The 18,660-nt window shown below is 69.0% G+C and carries 7 protein-coding genes; 1 reads left to right on the top strand and 6 read right to left on the bottom strand.

Annotation, left to right across the window (positions count from 1 at the left end; all coding sequences use genetic code 11):
- Positions 1-145: 145 nt before the first annotated feature.
- The 4 genes from ABE571_RS03135 to ABE571_RS03120 form a co-directional block, all read right to left on the bottom strand.
- Positions 146-13,768: a filamentous haemagglutinin family protein gene (locus tag ABE571_RS03135; RefSeq protein WP_346493164.1), complete on the bottom strand. Its 13,623-nt coding sequence runs from the start codon at positions 13,766-13,768 to the stop codon at positions 146-148.
- Between the two features lie 189 nt (positions 13,769-13,957).
- Positions 13,958-14,983, bottom strand: coding sequence for a DUF4880 domain-containing protein (locus tag ABE571_RS03130; RefSeq protein ID WP_346463345.1), 1,026 nt, complete (start codon positions 14,981-14,983; stop codon positions 13,958-13,960).
- Positions 14,980-15,510: a sigma-70 family RNA polymerase sigma factor gene (locus ABE571_RS03125; RefSeq protein ID WP_346463347.1), complete on the bottom strand. Its 531-nt coding sequence runs from the start codon at positions 15,508-15,510 to the stop codon at positions 14,980-14,982. The genes ABE571_RS03130 and ABE571_RS03125 overlap by 4 nt, the downstream gene beginning before the upstream one ends.
- On the bottom strand, positions 15,510-16,142 hold the full coding sequence (locus ABE571_RS03120; RefSeq protein ID WP_346493163.1) for an STN domain-containing protein: 633 nt from the start codon (positions 16,140-16,142) through the stop codon (positions 15,510-15,512). The genes ABE571_RS03125 and ABE571_RS03120 overlap by 1 nt, the downstream gene beginning before the upstream one ends.
- Before the next feature lie 203 nt (positions 16,143-16,345).
- Between ABE571_RS03120 and ABE571_RS03115 the strand changes: the two genes are divergently transcribed.
- Entirely contained in the window at positions 16,346-16,693 is a 348-nt protein-coding gene (locus ABE571_RS03115; RefSeq protein ID WP_346463350.1) for a hypothetical protein, read from the top strand.
- Between the two features lie 3 nt (positions 16,694-16,696).
- Here ABE571_RS03115 and ABE571_RS03110 read toward each other — a convergent pair whose 3' ends face one another.
- Together ABE571_RS03110 and ABE571_RS03105 are read right to left on the bottom strand one after the other, a co-directional pair.
- Complete coding sequence (locus ABE571_RS03110; RefSeq protein ID WP_346465729.1) at positions 16,697-17,152, bottom strand: hypothetical protein; 456 nt, start codon at positions 17,150-17,152, stop codon at positions 16,697-16,699.
- A gap of 107 nt (positions 17,153-17,259) precedes the next feature.
- Positions 17,260-18,615, bottom strand: a complete 1,356-nt coding sequence (locus tag ABE571_RS03105) for a Gfo/Idh/MocA family oxidoreductase (protein WP_346493162.1) — start codon at positions 18,613-18,615, stop codon at positions 17,260-17,262.
- Between the last annotated feature and the right edge of the window lie 45 nt (positions 18,616-18,660).

Raw genomic sequence — 18,660 nt, 5'->3', positions numbered from 1 at the left:
CTTCTCAATGCGGAAAGGGATTCAGATGCGCAGGAGGTGAGCGTGCGCAACGGCGGTAACAGCGCCGTTGCACCGGCAAGGCAGTTGCGTGCGCGCGCATGGCGTTGGCCACGCGCGCTGGCCAGAGGCAGGAAAGACGTCGTCATCACTGTCGCTTCGTCGTCGCAGCATCGAGGCGGGCGCGCTGCTCGATGCTCAGCTCGCCCATGCCGACCACCTGCACCACGCTGTCTGGGTCGTAGCGGTCCTCGTGCTTCGGCGGTGCCACGCTGCTGGTTTCGCTGCCGAAGCCCAGCACCTGCACGCTGATGGTGGAGGGACGGGTTTGCTGGGTCTGGCGCTTGACCATCTCCTGCGCCGCCTGCACCGCGGTGTTCGCCGCCGCGCTGGCCGAGGTCAACGCACTGACGTTGACCGCCGCGACCACCGGAATGCCCACTGCCTTGCCCTGCACCTGGATGTTGTCGGCATTGAGCACCTGCAGCGCGGCCAGGTTGACGTTGCCCGAGACGCGGATGCCGGCCTCGCCTGCATCGATGGTGCCCAGCGGCGCGATCAGGTCGATGTCGCCGGGCGGAATCTCCGCGATCGGGTTGAGGGTGGCGATGCCCGCACCGGTATTGGGGGTGTTCGGCGACAGCGCGACGTTGCCTACGGTGTCGTAGACGCGGCGCTGCGGGGTGTAGACCACCGTGGTCTTGCTGCCGCGGCCGGCATTGATGTCGCCCTCGGCCGACCACGCCAGGATGTTGCCGCCGAAGGTGGTGAAGATGCGGCTCTGCCCGAGCAGCAGGCTGCCGCGCGAGTAGATGTTGATGTCACCCTCGCCCTGGGTGAGCACACCGGAACCGGCCCCCGGCAGGAAGCCACCATCCACGCCCACCAGGGTGCGACCGCCGGGCACCAGCAGATGGATGTCGCCGCCGAAATCGGTGTGGATACCGGCGTCGTTGACACGGTAGTAGCGCACCCCGGTGGTGGGGCGGCCGGCGGCAATCCAGTCCGCTTCGCTCAGGTAGGTCTGACCCGGCTTCGGGCGCCGGCCCGCCGCCGATTCGAGCACGCCCTCGTAGTACAGCGCACTGCTGAACATGGTCAGGTCGCCCTGGTAGGCGATCTCGCCCCCCTTGGCATCCTTGGTCGGCAGCAGCGTGGCGATCGCCTCGCGGCCACGCAGATAGCTGCCTTCGCGCGGTCCGTCGACGGCGGTGTACTCACGGCCGGCGGCCTTCAGCTCCGCGTAGTACACGTTGCGCAGGAAGGCGCTCTGCTGCTCGGCGGGCAGCGCGGCGAAGAAAGCCTGCGCGTCCATGCTGGCGGCGTCGAAGTGCAGGCCGCGTCCGTTGGCACCTCCGAAGCGGCCGGTCAGCCAATTGACCAGGTGCAGTTGGCTCTCCAGCTTGAACTCCCGGGCGAGGTCGCGGCTGGCGGCCGTGCCGCCGCTGGCCACCGCCGTGGCGTGCGCCTGGTCCAGGGCCTGCTGCTGTTGTGCCAGGAACGCGGCGGCACCGGCCTCATCGCCGCCGTAGCCGAACTGCGCCTGCAGCCATTGCGCCAGCGACACCGCGCCGCCGTAGACACGGACCACCTTGCCGTCCTGATCGCCCAGCGCGCGGCCGGGATCGGCGAGGTTGGCCGCATCCAGATAGCGTGCGGCGAAGGCGTTCCAATCCGCGCCGTGCTCGCCAAGACCGGCCGCCACCGCGATGCTGGCGCCGCTGCTGCGGTCGCCGGGCGTGGCGCCGGTGACCGGTCCCAGGCTGCGCAGTTCGCCCTTGTCGGCCATGTACACGTCGCGCCCGGCGCTGATGTCGAGCAACCCTGGGCCGGCGACGTAGAACGTGCTGAAGCGGATGTCGCGCCCGGCCTGCACGACCGACACGTCATCGGCACTGGTATGCACGATCAGGTTGCCGCGTGCGGTACCGCTGGCGATCGCCGTGGGCCGGGGCTCGGCGGCAGGATCGCCGCGGTTGATGGTGCCCATCCAGCCCAGCGCACCATCGGCATTGCCAAACACCGTGCCGACGTTGTCGAAGGCACCCAGCGGAGTGCCCGAGTTGACGATGTCCCGGCCGGCACGGATGGCGACGGCACCACCACCGTCGTACCAGGTGTTGGTGATATTGGTGGTGACACCGTTGTTGAAGACGCCGTACTGGGTATCGACCACGCTGCCGCTGCGCAGCCCGACCAGGTCGCCGTGGAGCGCGTAGTAGCGCGAAGGCGTCTGGCCCACGTGCACGTAACCGGACGCGGTCGGCGAAGTGAAGGAGAACAGCGGATAGATCTGCAGGGAGCCGTTGGCGCGTTCGCCTGAGATCAGCACGCTGGGCGCCAGGGCGCCGGTACTGACGTTGTGCAGGAATTGACGCCCGTACCACATCTCCTGCCCCAGCCCGACGAAGCCGGGATTCCAGGGATTGGGCAACGCGGTCGGGTCTGCGCCGGAGGTGCCGAAGCCGGTGCCGTTGGCGTAGATCGAGCCGGCCGCGAGCAGTTCCAGTTGACCGGTGCCCTGTGCGTCGAACTGCCCGTTCACCGGCGACGGCGCCAGTACCACGCCCGCCACGAAGTCCTCGTTGTTGGTGCCGGCGGTCGGGGCCGTGCGGGCGCGACCGTAGTAGATGCTGCCGCTGGCAGCCACCGCGCGCAGGACCGACGGATACACGTGATTGCCGTCGGTCGCCCGGGCGTCGGTGCCAGCGTTGCGGTCCTGCATCGCCAGCGACGGCGTCAGGTTGCCGCCGGCGGCCATCAGGTCCACCGCGGTGGACGGGGTCCACAGCGAGAACCAGCTCCAGCCGCCGTCCTGGTAAGTGTTGCCGCCCACGCTGAAGGGGGTGCCATTGTTGAACTGGGCGACGCGCCCCGGATCGGAGACGGTGCCCAGCACCAGGTCGCCACGCGCATCCAGACGGGCGCCGGCATCACCGAGCACCAGCACCGGCCCACCGGCTGCGGTAGCGGCCGTTGCGGTGTACACGTCATAGGGACGCGACTCCTTGGCATCCTGGCGCTTTCCGTAGCGCAGTTCCACACCACCCACAGAACCGGCTTCCAGCCGCAGTGCCCCGCGCAGGTTGGTGAAGCTGCCGTTGACGTCCAGTCGCTGCGCGTCGTTGACGGTGATTTCGTTGGCCACCGGGGCGCTGTTGCTGCCCGTGAAGGAGCGCAGCGCGGGGTCGGCATTGAGGCCGCCGCCGATGCGGATGTCCAGATCGCCGCCGCCGGTCTGTACCAGCGCGCCATCGGCGCCGACCCTGCCGGTGCTGGCAACGGCCAGGTTCAGGCCCGTGCTGCGGGTGATGTACGCCGCGCCATGGTCGCCGCGGCTTTGCAACATGCCCGCATCGCCGCCCGCCTCCAGCAGCAGGTTGCCACCACCGAGCGTGCCGAAGCCGGTGAACCCGATCAGCTGCGGCATGTTGACGAAATTGTTGTTGTAGTTCGCGTTGTCGGGTGCGGCAACGTACGTGCCGAAGTTGATCCACCAGGCGGTCGGCAGGCCTTCCGCACCGGGCTGCACGCTGCCGGTACCCTGTCGCCACAGCCAGTTGCCCACCGATGCGCTGGTGCTCAATCGCGGTGTGGCGATTCCCAGCGTTTCCGTACGCGTCAGCGCTCCCTGACGCCCGATGCTGTCGCCCGAGATGTTGCCACCGGCGCGCAGCAGCAGGTTGCCACCTGCTTCGGGATACCACGCCTGGTACAGGCTCTGGCTGCCGCCATCGACAAGGTGCTCGAACACCTCGCCGGCATCTCCCAGCACGCTGTTTCCAAGCGGATTGGCATTGCCGGGGGCGACGCGCGCGCGCGCCTGGTTGTACGGATCGCCCCCATTGCCGGCCAAGGCAGCCGACGGAGTACCGGCGGTGTAGACGCCATACAGCGAGGTGGTGGCGATGTCCTTGCCGGAGACCAGACGCAGGTCGCCGGTACCGGTGCGCACCACGCTGGGCAACTGTTCGCGCCCGGGCAGTGTCCTGAACTCGGTGTCAGGCGGAACCTCTGGCGAGTCGATGGCAGCCACACCGTCGAAACCGAACTCGTTGAGGTTCTCCGGACCGCTGTACACGAAGCCCCACATCATCAGTTCGCTGAGCTGGTCCTCGGTGAACGCAGTGCCCGTGGTGGGGACGAAGCTGACGATGTACTCGCCGTAGAATTCCACGACCAATCGTTCGAACGCTTCGGTGTCGCCCCACAGGTAGGTGGCCGGCGAGCCGGTCCCGGGAATCTCCACCACGGCGCCACCCTGGCCGTAATGCGGATCGGACAGGCGCAGGCTGCCGGTGCCGGCAGGATCCACCGTCAGGCGATCCGCGGCGGCTGTATCGGCGCCCGCCACCAGGCTGATGTCCCACGATTGCGACCCGGCCGCCAGCATCGGCGCCAGTGCCCAGATGCGACCCTGGTTGCCATCGGCGTCCACCGGTCGCAGGTTCACCGTGGTGGCGTCGCCGGGCAGCTTGACCTCGGTGTCGCTGGGAATGAAGGCGCCCTTGGCCAGGCCGAGGTCAGCGGCCAGGGTGACCAGATTGCCGAGTGGCGACGCCGGCAGGGCCACCCCGGCCGGCCAGGTCATCGCCGCGATGCGGGCGGCCAGCGGCAGGCGCAGGCCGGCCGACAGACGCGCGCCCTGCGGCAGCGTGACCGCATCGGCCAGGACCGTGCCTGCCGCATACAGCAGCGCACCGGAGGCATCGTGGACGGCCGCGCCCAGTACGGTGCCCTTGGCCAGCGCCAGCGGCAGCGCGAGGCGGGCGTCGGCGGGCAACAGGGTGCCGGCGGCCATCTGCATGTCGCCGATGGGCAGGTCGTAGTTGAGCACCTTGCCCGAATTGAACACGGTGCCGGCGGCAAGCGTGACCAGGCCCCCATGCGGAACCACCACGTCGCTGCCAAACAGCTGGCGGCCGGCGGTGAGGTACCAGCCGTTGTCGTCGAACGTGGTACCCAGGCGACTGCCATCGAAACCATCGCTGATGCTGCCGAACACCTCCAGGTCGCCCTGCGCGCGCAGCACCAGCGCACCGGCCTCACCGGAGCCGCGCACGCCGGTGCGCTGGCTGCCGGGGTTGAGGCTGGCGTAACGGTGCGCCGAAAGATCCAGATCGCCATCCACGTGCAGATTGCCGTCTGCATTCACCGCCAGGTCGGCCACGACCTCCACGCCCGGGCGCAGGTGGAACGCGTCGCCGTACGCGCGCAGGCCCGCCAGGCGCTGGTCGACCAGTGCGCTGTTGGCGAGTGCGGCGTCGATGAAGGTGGTGCTCTGGGCATGCAGGCGGTCCAGGTACGTCTGGTCGATGACCTGGTAGCTCTCGCCGCGGGTGCTGGCCTCCGTGTCTGCCGCTGCGCTGTTGTCGGTGATGAAGGCATTGAGCTGGATCGTCTTCGCACCGTCGATGCTGATCGGGCCGCCGGCCGCGATCGCCACGTCGTTGCCGCCCACGCGCGGCGCGTTCAGCGCCACCGTGCCTGCATTCCTGCTGCTGCCGGCCACGCGCAGGTCCATGCGTGCGCCACTGGCGATGGACAACGTGCCACGCCCCGAATCGATCTCGATGGTGGCGCGGTTGGGCGCATCGATCGCTGCCCCGTAGCTGTCGCGGCGCAGTACGCTCGCGCTGGCATCCAGCACGGCCGCGCTGCCGAGGGTGACGCCATTGCGCGCGGCCAGACGGATGCTGCCGGCCTGTTCGCCACTGGCATCGACGGTGCCGTTGACCCACAGCTGACCGTTGTCCAACGCGATGTTCACCTCACGCGCCACCACTTCGTCGCCCAGCGCAAGATCACCCTCGCCGATGCGGAAGCTGCGCCCGCCGGTGACGCCATCGCGGGTCAAGCGCGAATTGAGCCCACTGAAATCGTTGATCCCCTGCCCGTGCAGGTCGATGCGCCCGGCGCTGTACGGCACCTCGGTGCCACCGGCGTCGTAATGCCCACTGCTGCTGCCCAGCAGCTGGCCGGCCAGATCGAGGGTGCCTGCGGCGGCGTGTGCGGTGAACGTGCCGGCGCGGTTGTTCTGCGCGGCCAGGCTGATCTTCGCGCCGCTGTCCTGCTGCACGTCGCCCTGCCGGCTGTCGATCAGCACGTCACCGCCCCAGCTGTACTTGGCGGTGTCGAAGAAAGCGATGCGGCGGCCGGCGAGGTCCAGCTGCGCGCCATCGGCGAGGCGCACGTCGCCCTGCGCCGCGAGGCGCAGTTTGCCGCTGGGCAGCAGCACGGCGGTGTCCAGCAGCAGGCTGCCGTCGCGGCTGTCCAGCGCGATCTCCGCGCCCAGCGCGGCGGCCAGGGTCGCGTTGTCGGGCGCGACGGGCGCGCCGTTTCCGGTGACATGCAGGTTGCCCCCGGTGGTGATCGTGTTGAGCGACCCGGCTGCGCCGGTCAGCAGCGGCGTGTTGAGGAACAGCTCGCCGCCACTGCGGGCATAGGAGCGGGTATCCGCATTCCAGTCACCCTGGGTCTCGAAGATGCTCAGGCTGCCCTTCTGGTTGGCGGTCACGCGGCCGCTGGCGTTGAGGTGCACGCCGGCGAAGCCCAGCGCAAGGCGGTCCTGCGTGCGTACGGTATCCGGCTGGGTACGCGGGCCGTAGCCGAACACGATGTCGCGGGCATCCACCACCAGCTGGCCGTGACCGGTGCCCGGGCCGTCGGCGACGATGCTGCCGGCCGGCGCAAGTGCACCGCTCCAGATCAGGGTATCGGTGTGGATGCGGGCCACGGCATCGGCATCGCCATACCCGTAGATGGCCGGCGTCCCCAGCACCAGCTGCTGCAACGCCGATTTGCCGGTGACTGCATCGTAGGTGGACAGCGATACATCGCCGTAAAAGTTGACCGACTCGCGTGCGGTCAGCGACAGCGCTTCCAGTGCCGGCGCGCCGACGCTGGTGTCGCCCAGCAACAGCCGACTGAGCACGTCCTGGTTGAGCGTCATGCCGGCCGGCAGCGTGCCGCGCGCGGTGGCGTCGGCGATCGCCTCGGCACTGCCGACGTTGATGCCACCGACCGCCAGTGCCAGGTTGCGGGTGCCATAGCGCACCGCATCGCCCAGCACGAAGCGGTTGTCGGTCGCGGTGGCGATGGTGCCTTCGGAGTACAGACGGGTCGTGCCCGCGCATCCGCTGAGCACCGCACAGGCGCCGATCTCGATCGCGCCGGCGCCGTTGCCCTGGCCGTCGACCGCTTCCGGCGCCAGCAGGTTGATCTGCCCGTTGGAGACGGCCAGCAGCGCAGAGCGGCCCGGCGTATAGATGTAACCCTGCGCGGCGTCATAGGCGGCGGCGCCCTGGCCGAGCGTGTTGATGCCCGCGCCCTGTTCCAGGGTGATGCCACCCGCCTGGCGGCCAGTCATCAGGAAGACCTCCGCCGCCTCCAGCTGCGCACCGGCACGCATCACGATGCTGTTGCTGGACCCGCCGCCATCGATGTTGATCACGTTGGCCGACTGCAGCGAGCCGTTGGCCGGATTGGCGTAGGTGCTGCGCAGGCGGCCGCCGATTTCCAGGCGCGCTGCGCCGACCCGGTTCAGCTCGCTGGCATGCATGGAAATACCCGCGAAGTCCTCGGTCGCTTCCGTGCCGTCGGCGAGAATTTCGTAGTTCGTTGCATTGAACAGACGCGCGACCGAACCGGTGCCCGCCGTGGTGGGAACATCCAGCACCGTGGCGTTGAACCGCAGCGAAGGCAGGTCCAGCGAGCCGGCCACATCCGGGCTGGTCACCATGAAATTGACCGCCTTGGCGTCGCGTTCCAGCAGCGGGCGCGGCGCCCCTTCGCGCGCGGCCTGCTGCAGCGCGAAGGTGGCGTAGCTGGTTTCGTTGTACTGCGAATAGGTGCGCAGGGTGTCGGCGGCGGTCACCACCCACTGCGTGGGGAGCGTGTCGCTGCTGCCGGTGTTGGCGATGCTCTGCCGCGCCGAGGTGCTCCACGAGCCGTTGCGCATGGCCTGGGTCGTGCCGAACGCGGTGGCACTGCCGGCAAGGCCGTTGCGTTCCACGCGGAAGGCACCCGGCAGCAGTGCATAGCTGGACGGCAGCAGCGTATAGGTGCCTGCCGGCAGCCCGGGGATGCCGGCGCCGAGGGTGATCTGCTGGCCGATGGCCGGATCGCCGGCACCGCGCTCGGCATCGAGCGGAGCCTGCCCAGCCTGTACCCCGGGCAGGATGGCGTATACCGGGTTGGTGGACAGGCCCGGCAGCGTGAACCCATCGCGGTCCATCTGCACCAGCGGGTTGAGGCGCGCATCGGTGGAGCCACCGCGACCGGAGAGGAACGCCGCGCCGGTCAGCTCGCCGCCGCCGGACAGATCCAGCACCGCGCCGGCCTGGGCGTTCACCGCGTGCGAGCGGAACTCCACCGCCGGTTCACCGCCCACGCCCTGGTAAGCCACGTCGACGCCATTGTAGTTGTAGACCAGCCCGTCGACCGTGCCGCCGTAGGGCATCACCAGGCCGTTGGCGCTGACCGAGGTGACGCTGCCCGGCAGCAGGTTGACCACGCCGGTGTAGCCGGTGCCATCGGCGCGCCCCAGAATGATGTTGCCCAGCGGTGCGCGCAGTACCCCGCCCTGGTTGATGGTGGCGGCACTGAAACGCATCGTGCCGAACACGCTGTAGGGCTGCGGCGGCAAGGTATTGCCGATGCGCTGGATGTCCAGCATGCGGTCCGGATCCAACTCCGTCGTGAGGGTGCCCCATTCGTTCAGCAGGGTCCGCAGGCCCACCGTGACATTGCCGCTGCCGTAGATCTGCGCCGCCGCCAGGGTGGTGTCGCCGGGCGAGAACAGGTCGGCCTCGCGCAGGCGCAGGTCGCCCTGACTTTCGATGCGCACCGCGCCGAACGCGTCGCGCTTGACCGCCAGCGGGTCGACCGCGTTCTGCACGATTTCACCGTTCGCGCCGAAGCCGACCATGCCCACCACATCGACCAGACTGCCTGCGAGCGTGATCGACGCCGCGTCGGCGAGCGCGGCCACGCCCAGCGAACCGGACGCCGGGCTGATATTGCGCGAGCCGGTGACCGGGTTGGGCATGATGGTGTTGTCCGGCTGGCGGCGCGCCGAGCCGGCCAGGCGCAGGTACGGTGCGGCCAAATGCACCTGGCTGTCGCGCGTGGCATCCGTGGACAGCCCCAGAGCGCTGGCCGTGAGGTACAACGCCTGGCGCATGTCGAGCGCTACATCGCCATCGAAGCTCAGCAGGCCATTGACGTACAGCGAAGCGGTATCGAAGCCACCGGCCTGGATCGCGTCCACGCCGTAGCGGGCCTTGCCATAGACCAGGGTTGGATCGAGCTCGCCGGCGACGGCCTCCGTGCCCAGGCCGCTGCCGCTGTAGTGCTGTTCGATCACCAGCTCACGCGGGACGCGCACGCCGTCGGCGACCTCGATGCCCTTGCCGCTGAAGCGCTCGACCGGCCCGTAGATCGGCGTTTCAAGATTCAGCGCCAACGTGCCACCGCGCGCGCCGCTGCCACCGGCGGCGGCATGCAGGGTGCCGTCGACGAACAGCCCATTGCTGGCACTCAGCGCGATGATGCCGCCGTGGCTGGCAATGGGGGTCGTGCCGAGATCGGGCAGGTCCAGCACCGCCTGCGCACCGGAGGCGTCCAGGCGGGCGCCCTCGCGCACCACCACGAATGCATCGATCGCCGGGAGGTTGCGCGATGCGAGGTCATGCCGTGCGCCGATCTCGATCGTGCCGCCCGCCAGCACCTGGCCGTGCCGACCGCCGGCTTCATCCAGGGCCGTATAGGCCATGCCGGACACGTCGAGCACGGCCTGCTCACCGATCCAGATCGAGCGCGCGTTGGGCGTGCCCTTGGGCAGGTTGAGCAGACTGCCTTCGCCCAGGTCACCGCCAAGTACCGTGATGCGTCCACCGCGGGCCTGCAGGGCACCATCGAGGGTGATCTGTGCGTTGCCGGTCAGGGTGATGGCCTGGCCGGGATCGACGTTGATCCGGCTGTTGCGGCCGATCTCCAGGTCGGCCGCGTTCTGCGGCGTGCCGGCGGTCAGTGACAGCCCGGCGCCCTTGCGCAGAATGACCTCGCCGCTTTTCGGATCGTCCTGCTGCAGCGGTGGCAGCCAGACCGACAGGGCATCGGCAGGATCGGCACCGGTGGCCAGCGCACGCGCGGCAGCGAGGTCGACCTGCAGCAGCGGCATCGCCACGTCCAGGTGCGCCCCCTCGACCACCTTGACGCCATCGCGGCCCACCACGTTGTACTGCTTGAAGCCGCTCTGGAAGAGACCGGTGTCCAGCGCCAGGAACGACTGCACCGGCACATCGCGCTGCCAGACCGTGCCGACCGGCAGGCGGGTGCCGGCCGGGACCGTGACCGCGGCAGTGGCCACGGTACCGGCGACATAACGGGAGGTCTGTGCCGGAATCGGCAGACCACCGGGGAATACATTGGCCGGCACCACATAGCCGGCCGGCAGGTCGGTGATGGTCCACAGGGTGGTGCCTGCCGGCAGGATCTCGCCGGCGGACCGGACCGGGCCGTAGTCGGCCAGCTGCACGGCAGCCGGCAACAGCCACGGTGCCTGGGTGGTCACCGGCTTGGTGCTGCTGACCTCGGGCCGGATCGTGAGCGGCATCGGTTTGCCGCCGGCCACATGGGTAATGGTGATGGAGAAGCTCAGCGGGATCACGTCGCCCGGCTGGAGCGTGACGTCGGCGGCCAGGCGTACCGGCAGCGTGCTGGCCTGGCCGGCGGCCAGCTGCTCGATCGCATCCGGCACGTCGCCGCCGATGCTGACCATCGTGCCGTTCTCGATGTTGAGCGCCCCGCCGCCCTTCATGCCGTGGGCTCGGATGCTGCCATCCAGCGACAGCACGCCGCTCCCCATGTTCTGCCCTGCGGCCAGGGTGACGCTGCCGCCCTTGCCACCGGTTACATCGCCCTCCTCGCCCATGGCCGCACCGGAGGACACGTCGATCACGCTGCCCTTGCCCAGGGCCACGTTGCCGGTGCTGCGCACCGCCACGCTGCCGCCGTCGAGGAACGGCAGTCCGTCGATGGCCGCCGGGTCCTGCGCCTGGTTGGTCCACAGGCCACGCGCATCGAGGGTCACGCCATCGCCGACCAGCACCTGGTGCAGCAGGGTATCGCCGGGACGCGCGCTGATCGGCAGATCCTGCCACTCGATGCCGCTCGAGGTGCGCTGCACGACCATGTCACCCAGTGCGATGCTGCCGCCCCTGGCGCGCAGGTCGGCGTTGATGCGGACATCGCTGGCATGCAGGGCGATCGTGCCGCCCAGCGCAACCTCGAGCGCCTGGTCGACATCGATGCCGGCGTGCGCGTACACCTCCACGCCGCCGAAGCGCTGCGCGTTGAGCCAGGCCGCGTCCAGACCGATGACGCCGATGCCGGAGACACTGGCTGCATCGCCACCGATGGCCACATGTTCGGCCAATGCGGCCGGGCCGAAACGCTGCTGGCCGCTGTTTTTGTCGTAGTACGGCAGGTAGCTGCCGATCACCAGCTGACCCTGGCGTGCAACGCTGGTCTGTCCCTGCTGGTAGCCATCCAGCGCGGCATCGCGGGCGCGTTGCTGGCGGTCGCCCTGGAAGGTCGTGGTGTCCACGTCGCCCTGCAGCTGCGCTGCACGGGTGGCGACGATCAGCCGGCCGGCATCGCGGCCGACGGTGTAGCCGTTCTCCAGCCTGCGCTGCGGTGCGATCAGCGGGTTGTAGTAGAACTCGGTATTGCCCCAGCGTGCATGGGTATCTTCGAACCCGCGGTACAGCCCGCTGTAGAGCAGATCGCCCGGCGCGGTGGAGGCGTTGTAGAGCTTGCCGTCGGCGCCCTTGAGGTGGGTCAGGTTGACGTAGCCGGTCTGCACGTCCAGCGCGCCACCGGAGAGGTTGATGTTCGAGCCACGCTGCGTGGTCACGTTGCCGCCGGAGAACTGCACGGTCCCGCCCTGCGCCGACCACTCACCGATGCCGTGGCCGGTCACCCCGAGGTAGCCGCCGACTTCCAGCAGGCCACCGGCGGTGTACCAGCGATCGGTCTCATAGCCGTTGGTGCCGGCCGGAACCAGGACCAGGTCGCGGCGGTCAAGCCAGATGTTCCTGCTGTTGAGCGATTTGTCGTCACGGTTGAGCGCGGCGTCACGCTGCTCGTTGCCCTGCACGTTGATCTGGACGTTGTTGGCCTCCATCGCGATCTTGACCCCGACGTAGCCGGCCACGTCCAGGCGCGCGCCCTGGCGGACCTCGCTGTCGGCGGCGTCGACGAAGATCTGCCCGCCCGTCGCCAGCGTCAGGCTGTCGTCATCGAAGGCGACCTTGCCGCCGGTACTGATCTGCACCAGCGACTGGTCGCGGCGATGGGCGATACCGTCGCCGACCTTGTCCGATTCCTGCACCAGCGTTTCGCGCTGGACGTCCAGCGCGGTGGTGGCGCTGGCATCGAGCACGATCGCGGTGGTGCTGCCCTGGTCCAGCAGGACGCTGCCGGTGGTATCGGCACGTTCGTTCTGCAGATGCACGGTGCCGCGGGTATGCACCGAGCTGGTCGACACCACTGCACCCTGCTGCCGCACGTCATGGCCGGCCAGGGTGATGTCGCCGGTGCTGGCCTGGATCAGGCCGCTGTTGCTGACCACGCCACTGGCGGTGGCCACGACGGCATCGGCTGCCACCGGCTTGCGCAGCGTGGTGACGACGTTGCCACGGGTGGTGGAGGTCTGGTTCTGGTCGGTGCCCATGCCCTTGCGGATCACGAACGCATCGCCGGCGGCCAGCGTGGTCTGGCCATTGGCGGTGGTGATCTGGCCGTGGTTGTGCACCTGGCGGCCGAGCAGCAGCACGTAGCCGCCGCCTTCGGTGACCGAGGTGGGCACCGCCGTGGTGATCTGCGCACCGCGCTCCACCACCACGTCACCGGTGGCCGCACCATGGGCGAAGCCGTTGGTGGTGGTGGTCAGTTCGTTGCCGAAGGTCGGGATGAAGGCATTGCCCTGCGCGTCGCTGTACAGACCCTTGCGGAACTGCGCATCACTGATGTTGACCGCCGAGGCGGCCAGGTTCTTGACGTTGACCTGGCTGCTGCCGTCGAACACCACGCCATTGCGGTTGACCAGCATCACCGTGCCCTGGCCCTGGATGCGGCCGAGGATCTGCGACGGGAGCGCGTTGGGATCATTGACCCGGTTGAGCAGCGACCAGCTCGCCTGCTGGTCGAAATCGACCACGGTGTTGCGGCCGACGTTGAAGGTCTCCCAGTTGAGGATGGCCTTGTCGCCGGTCTGCGCGATGCTGACGGTGGTGGTGCCGTCCTTGCTGCTCTGGGTCGGAGCGCTGGCGTTGAACCAGCCGCGCGTCAGGGTGTCGTCATCGATCTTCAGCCCGCCCTCGCCCAGCCCATCGGGCACCTGGCCGGCGCGCAGCCGCGCGGCATCGCGGGCGGTCTGCTGCATGCGCTGCTGCATGGCGATCGCCTGCGCGGCAGTGTTGAGGTTCTCCAGCGAGGTCTTCAGCGTGTCGCGGGCCTGCTGCGCCTGCTGGTCGGTACGCACCAGGTTGGACGGCATGCCGTTCGGCAGGCGGCCGGTCTGCGCGGCGGTCTGCTGCTGCACGCCCTTGTTGGCGAACCATGCCGGACTGAAGGCCTGCTGCGCGTTGACGCCCGCCGCGACGCCACCGGCCATCAGCAACACCGCGATGGCCTGCGACAGCGCGCGCACCTGCGGCACCTGCGGGGCCGTGCATCCGATCGAACCGCTCTGCTGCTTCACCATCGCTGTCACCCGTCGCAATATCGTTCGCTGATAAGGGCAAGCGCGTGCTGCCGTCCTGCAGCGCGATCCCGTCCATGGCAGGAGCGAGCGTGGCAGTGCAATGCGTTGCGCTTGTTACGAGGGATAAGACGGGGGCAGGTGACAACGACTGAACCGTTGCAACAAAAAATTCATCTGCGCACGCGCCGCTCAGCTCAACAGCACGACGCCACCGGGCATGCTCACCACCTTTGCGCCATAGGCATCGCGCACCAGATCGATGAAGGTATCGATGCGCGCCAAAGGGATGCGCGCCTGTACGCGCCGTGCCGGCAATGCGCTGCCGGTCAGCACGATACGGCCGGTGCGGTAGCGGTTGATTTCGTCCACCACGTCCTGCAGCGGCTGATCATCGAAGACCAGCCAGCCGCGCCGCCAGGCGTCGATGGTGTCGGCCGCGACCGGCGCCACGGAAGCGATCCGGTCCGCCGTCAGGCGTGCCTGCCAGGAGGGCTGCAGCACCACGGTACGCGCGCCCCGCACCAGTTCGGCTCGCCCGGCCAGGCAGGTGATGCGGATGTCGCCACCGACGCAACGCACGTTCACCCGCGCACCCGGGGCCGGCATCAGTCGCGCACCGTCGACACCGATCACGAAGCTGGCAGCGGCCGAGGCCGGCACCGCGAACTGGGCTTCGCCCTGGCTCACCACGATCCCGGCCGAGCCATCGGCGGGACGGCGCATCGTGGTGCGCGCGGCCATGGCCACGGCCACGCTGCCGATGCTGAGGTCGCGGCGCTCGCCGGTCGCGGTGCGGTAGTCGGCACCCAGCGCGTCCAGCGCCGGCCACAGCCCCAGCGGCGACTGCACCGCTACCCAGCCGACCGCGGCGGCAGCGGCAGCGCCGCCCAAAAACGCACGTCGGCCTGGATTGAAACGACGGGGGCGCTGCCGTACCGGGAGGACGGTTGCGGATGCGGGCAGCGGCACGCCGGCGTTCGGCACCGTGGCCTCGGCCGGACCCGTACTGGCCTGCAGCGCCGGCGCCAGCGCCGACCACAGTCGGCGCGCCCGGGCGAAGGCCACGGCATGACGGGGATCCAGCGCACGCCAGCGTCGGAACGCGTCCGCGTCGGCAGCCGTCACCGGGCCGGTCTGCAGGCGCAGCAGCCAGTCATGCGCTTGCGCCTGCACATCAGCGGGCGATGGGGATACGGAGGTCTTCATATCAGTCATGACGGTTTTCCCGCCCCGGGACCGAAACGCTGCACCAGCGGCCGGTCCAGCCGTCCTGCGCAATGCTGCAGGGCTTTCTTGAGGTCCTTGCCGACCATCCGTGAGGAGACCCCGTGCTGGTCGGCGATGGTATCGATGGGCTGCTGGTCGATACGCGCGGCGATCAGGATGGCGCGCTGGCGCTCGGGCAGCTCGCGCAGGGCATCGGCCAGCGCCGCGAGCTCGGAACGCCCGTGCGCCACATCGGACGGGTCCAGGTAATCCGGGGCTTCATCCATCAGCGCCTCCACCTCGGCACCGGTCAGCACCCGGCCGTGGGCGATGCGCTGGTCGGTAGCGGCATTGACCGCCATGCGGAACAGGTAGGCCACCGGGTTGCGCTGCGGCTGCGTACTGCCCATGCGCTCCACCCGCAGCCAGGTCTCCTGCAGCGCGTCCATGGCCAGGTCATCCGAGCCCAGCCGGCGCCGCAGGCGTTTGCGGAAGGCTTCGTAGTGATCCAGGAACAGGGTGCGCAGACCGGTCATCAGCGGGCCCGGCACGGCGGCGTCGCGCCCGGTGTTTCAGGCAGCAACAGCAGCGTGATGGGTTGTGGCAGGCCAGCCGGAAGGCCCGGTAACGGCAGGTCGCGCAGGCGACTGACGATCGCCGTGTCGCGTGCCAGGTCACCGGTGGATTCCAGCAGCTCCGGTGCGCGGATGCGTTGATCCCGTTCGGTCAGCCAGAAGCGCACGCTCGCCCGGTAGTCACCCGGCCGCGTCAATGCCGTGCCGCACAGCGCCTGCTCCAGCGAGTGCTGGATCACCCGGGCACCGCGCTGGCGGGTCCGCTCGGGCAGGGACGGTGCACGCATGGGTGTGGCATCGGGCAGCACCTCGTCGGCGGCCACGGATCCCACCGGCACCAGGGTGAACGCACCGTTCTCCACGAAATGCGGAACGAGTCCGGTACCGCTCAGCATCCGCTGCAACGCGTCGCGCCGGGCGTACCGCCCCGACAGCGCGGTCGAACGCAGGCCACCCAACAAGCGGGCATCGATCAGTACCGCCACCCCGGTGATCTCCCCATACAACTGCAAGGCCTCCGGCAGCGGCTGCGCCGGAACATCGAACGTGTACTGCGTGTGCGCGGCATCGATGGCGTCCTGGGCCAGCGCCATCGCCGGCGGCCAGGTCATCGCGAGCAGGAGAAACAGCCAGCCACACGGGCGCAGAGAGTTCCTGCGCCGGCCGCCGATGCGTTTGCCTGCCCGCCCCTGTTGGTCATGCGCCCCGGTGTCATCAAACTGCATGCAAGACGCGCCAGCATCACAACGCCAAGCCGGTCACGTTAGGTCGGTTTCATTGCAGAGCGGTGACAGCCATGCCGGACCTTCGATCACTTACCGCAGCGGGCCTGTGCATCGCCCTGCTGGTCGTGCCCTGGGTCGCCCGCGCGCAGGCAGACCCAGCGCCGGCCTGCATCGAGGTGGAGGTCAACGGCGAGCGCATCCGTGATTACGATTGCTTCAGCCGGCTGCTCGCGCCTGCGCCGGCCTCGGCGGCACCCGTACAGGCACCCGGCTCGCTGTTGATCGTCCGCCAGCCGCCATCGGCGCTGGGGCTGGCCCATCGCGCGGCCACCCAGCAACGCATGGGCAACACCTTCGGCATATCCACCCAACCACAGCGTCCGCCCCCGCCGCCACCAGCGGTCAGGCCAGGACGATGACGCTCAGGGGATGGGCGTGTCGCCGGCCGCAGTGGGGATGAGTGAGAGCCCCAGATTCAACGGCTGGCGCATGTCCGGCGGTGGTGCGACGGGCAACGGCGCAGCACTGAGCAGCGCACGCAGCTCGGCATCTGCCGCGGCATCGCCCAGTGACGCGAAGCGGCTATCGATGATGTTGCCGGTGGCATCGATCCACAACGACACGGTCAACGCGGCACCCGGATCCTTGCGCTCGGCAAGACGGGCCTGCAACCGCTCCACGCGCGGATCGCCGGTGTTGCTCAGGCGCTGCGAGAGCGCCTCACCCGACTGCGCGGCATAGGCCATCCAGTGCGCAGGCGCGGCATCGGCGGCCGTCGCGGCGCCAGCAACGACCAGCCCACCCAACACGCTCCAGCGGCGGGCCCGCTGCCACCATCGGTGCAGCCGCTCTTTCCACCCATACGTATGTTCCGCCACTGCCGTCATGCTGCCCGTCCCCGAAATGGAACCGGGCCGCGCAGGGCGGCCCGGTGGGCGATTACTGTGCGACCCGTCCGTGACAGGACGATGGCGGGCGATGCCGCTCAGTACGATCCGTCGAAGGCGAAGATCGGCTTGCGCTGCTTCCACAACCCGGCGGTGAAGTCAGGGAACTCCAGCGTCTGGAAGCTGTTGGCGATGGACTGCTCGGACAACGGCGTAATCGCGCTCCAGGTGATCGCGTCGTAGATGTCGATCGGCATCGGTGCCTTGGCCTTGAGGGCCTCCACAAAGGCATGGATGACGAACCAGTCCATGCCACCGTGGCCGGCGCTGGCAGCGGTATCGGCATGCTGCTTCCACAGCGGGTGCTCATACTGGTCCTGATAGGCCTGGAACGGTTCCCACTTGTGCGGCGGGCTGCGGCCTTCGATGTGGATGGACTGGTTCACATCCATCCACAGGCCCTTGGTGCCCTGCACGCGGAAGCCCATCGAGTACGGGCGCGGCAGCGAGGTGTCGTGCTGCAGCAGGATGGTCTCGCCGTTTTCGCAGGCCAGGGTGGTGGTGACGATGTCGCCGAGCTTGAAGGCTACCTTGGTGCTCGGGTGGGTGGTGCCACCGCTCTTGGCCACGGTGTACTCGTGCAGCCCACGTGCCTTGCTGGCAAATGCGTTGATGTGGGTGAAACGGTTGCCGCGATTGATGCCGGTGTACATCGCGCACGGGCCGATGCCGTGGCTGGGGTACAGCTCACCGTTGCGCTTCACCGAATGCTCGGTGCGCCAGCGTGCTTCGGACCATCCCTTGACACCGAACTCCACGCCGCTGTCGTAGGGCTGGCTGGGGTCGCCGGAATTGAACTTCACCCCGCGCAGGTCGTGCTGGTAGCCGCCCTGCAGGTGCACCAGTTCCCCGAACAGTCCCTGGCGCACCATCTGCAGCGCGGCCATCACATCGCGGCGATAGCAGACGTTTTCCAGCAGCATGTACGGCGTGCCGGTGGACAGCTGGGTCTTGAGCACGTCCCAGTGGTCCTGCAGGGTGATGCCGGCGACCACTTCGCAGCCCACCGCGACCTTGGCCTGCATGGCCGCGATCGCCATCGGCGCGTGGTATTGCCAGGGCGTGGCGATGACCACGCCATCCAGGCCGCGCTGCTCGATCAGCCGCTTCCAGGCGTTGACGTCGCCGTCCTGACCATACGCCTTGGGCGCCGGCTTGCCGGCCTTGGCGACCATGTCCATGCCGCGCTTGAGCATGATCGGCTCGATGTCGCACAGCGCGACCACCTCCACGTCATCGCGGCGGACCAGTTCCTTCAGCAATACCTGGCCGCGCATGCCGGTGCCGATCAGGCCCAGCCGTACCTTGCGACCGCGCGCCCAGGCGGGCGTGTTCGGCAGCAGGCTGGTGGCGGCGACGGCCGCGCTGGCGGCGATGAATTCTCTGCGTTTCATGGACAGTACCTCGTGTGAAGATCGCGCCGGCCAGGACCGGCGCGA

Origin of the sequence: Stenotrophomonas sp. TWI273 (assembly GCF_039674765.1) — a bacterium.
In the GTDB taxonomy this organism is placed as follows: Bacteria; Pseudomonadota; Gammaproteobacteria; order Xanthomonadales; family Xanthomonadaceae; genus Stenotrophomonas.
Note: the sequence above shows the minus strand (reverse complement) of the source record. Positions and strands in the feature narration are given on the sequence as shown.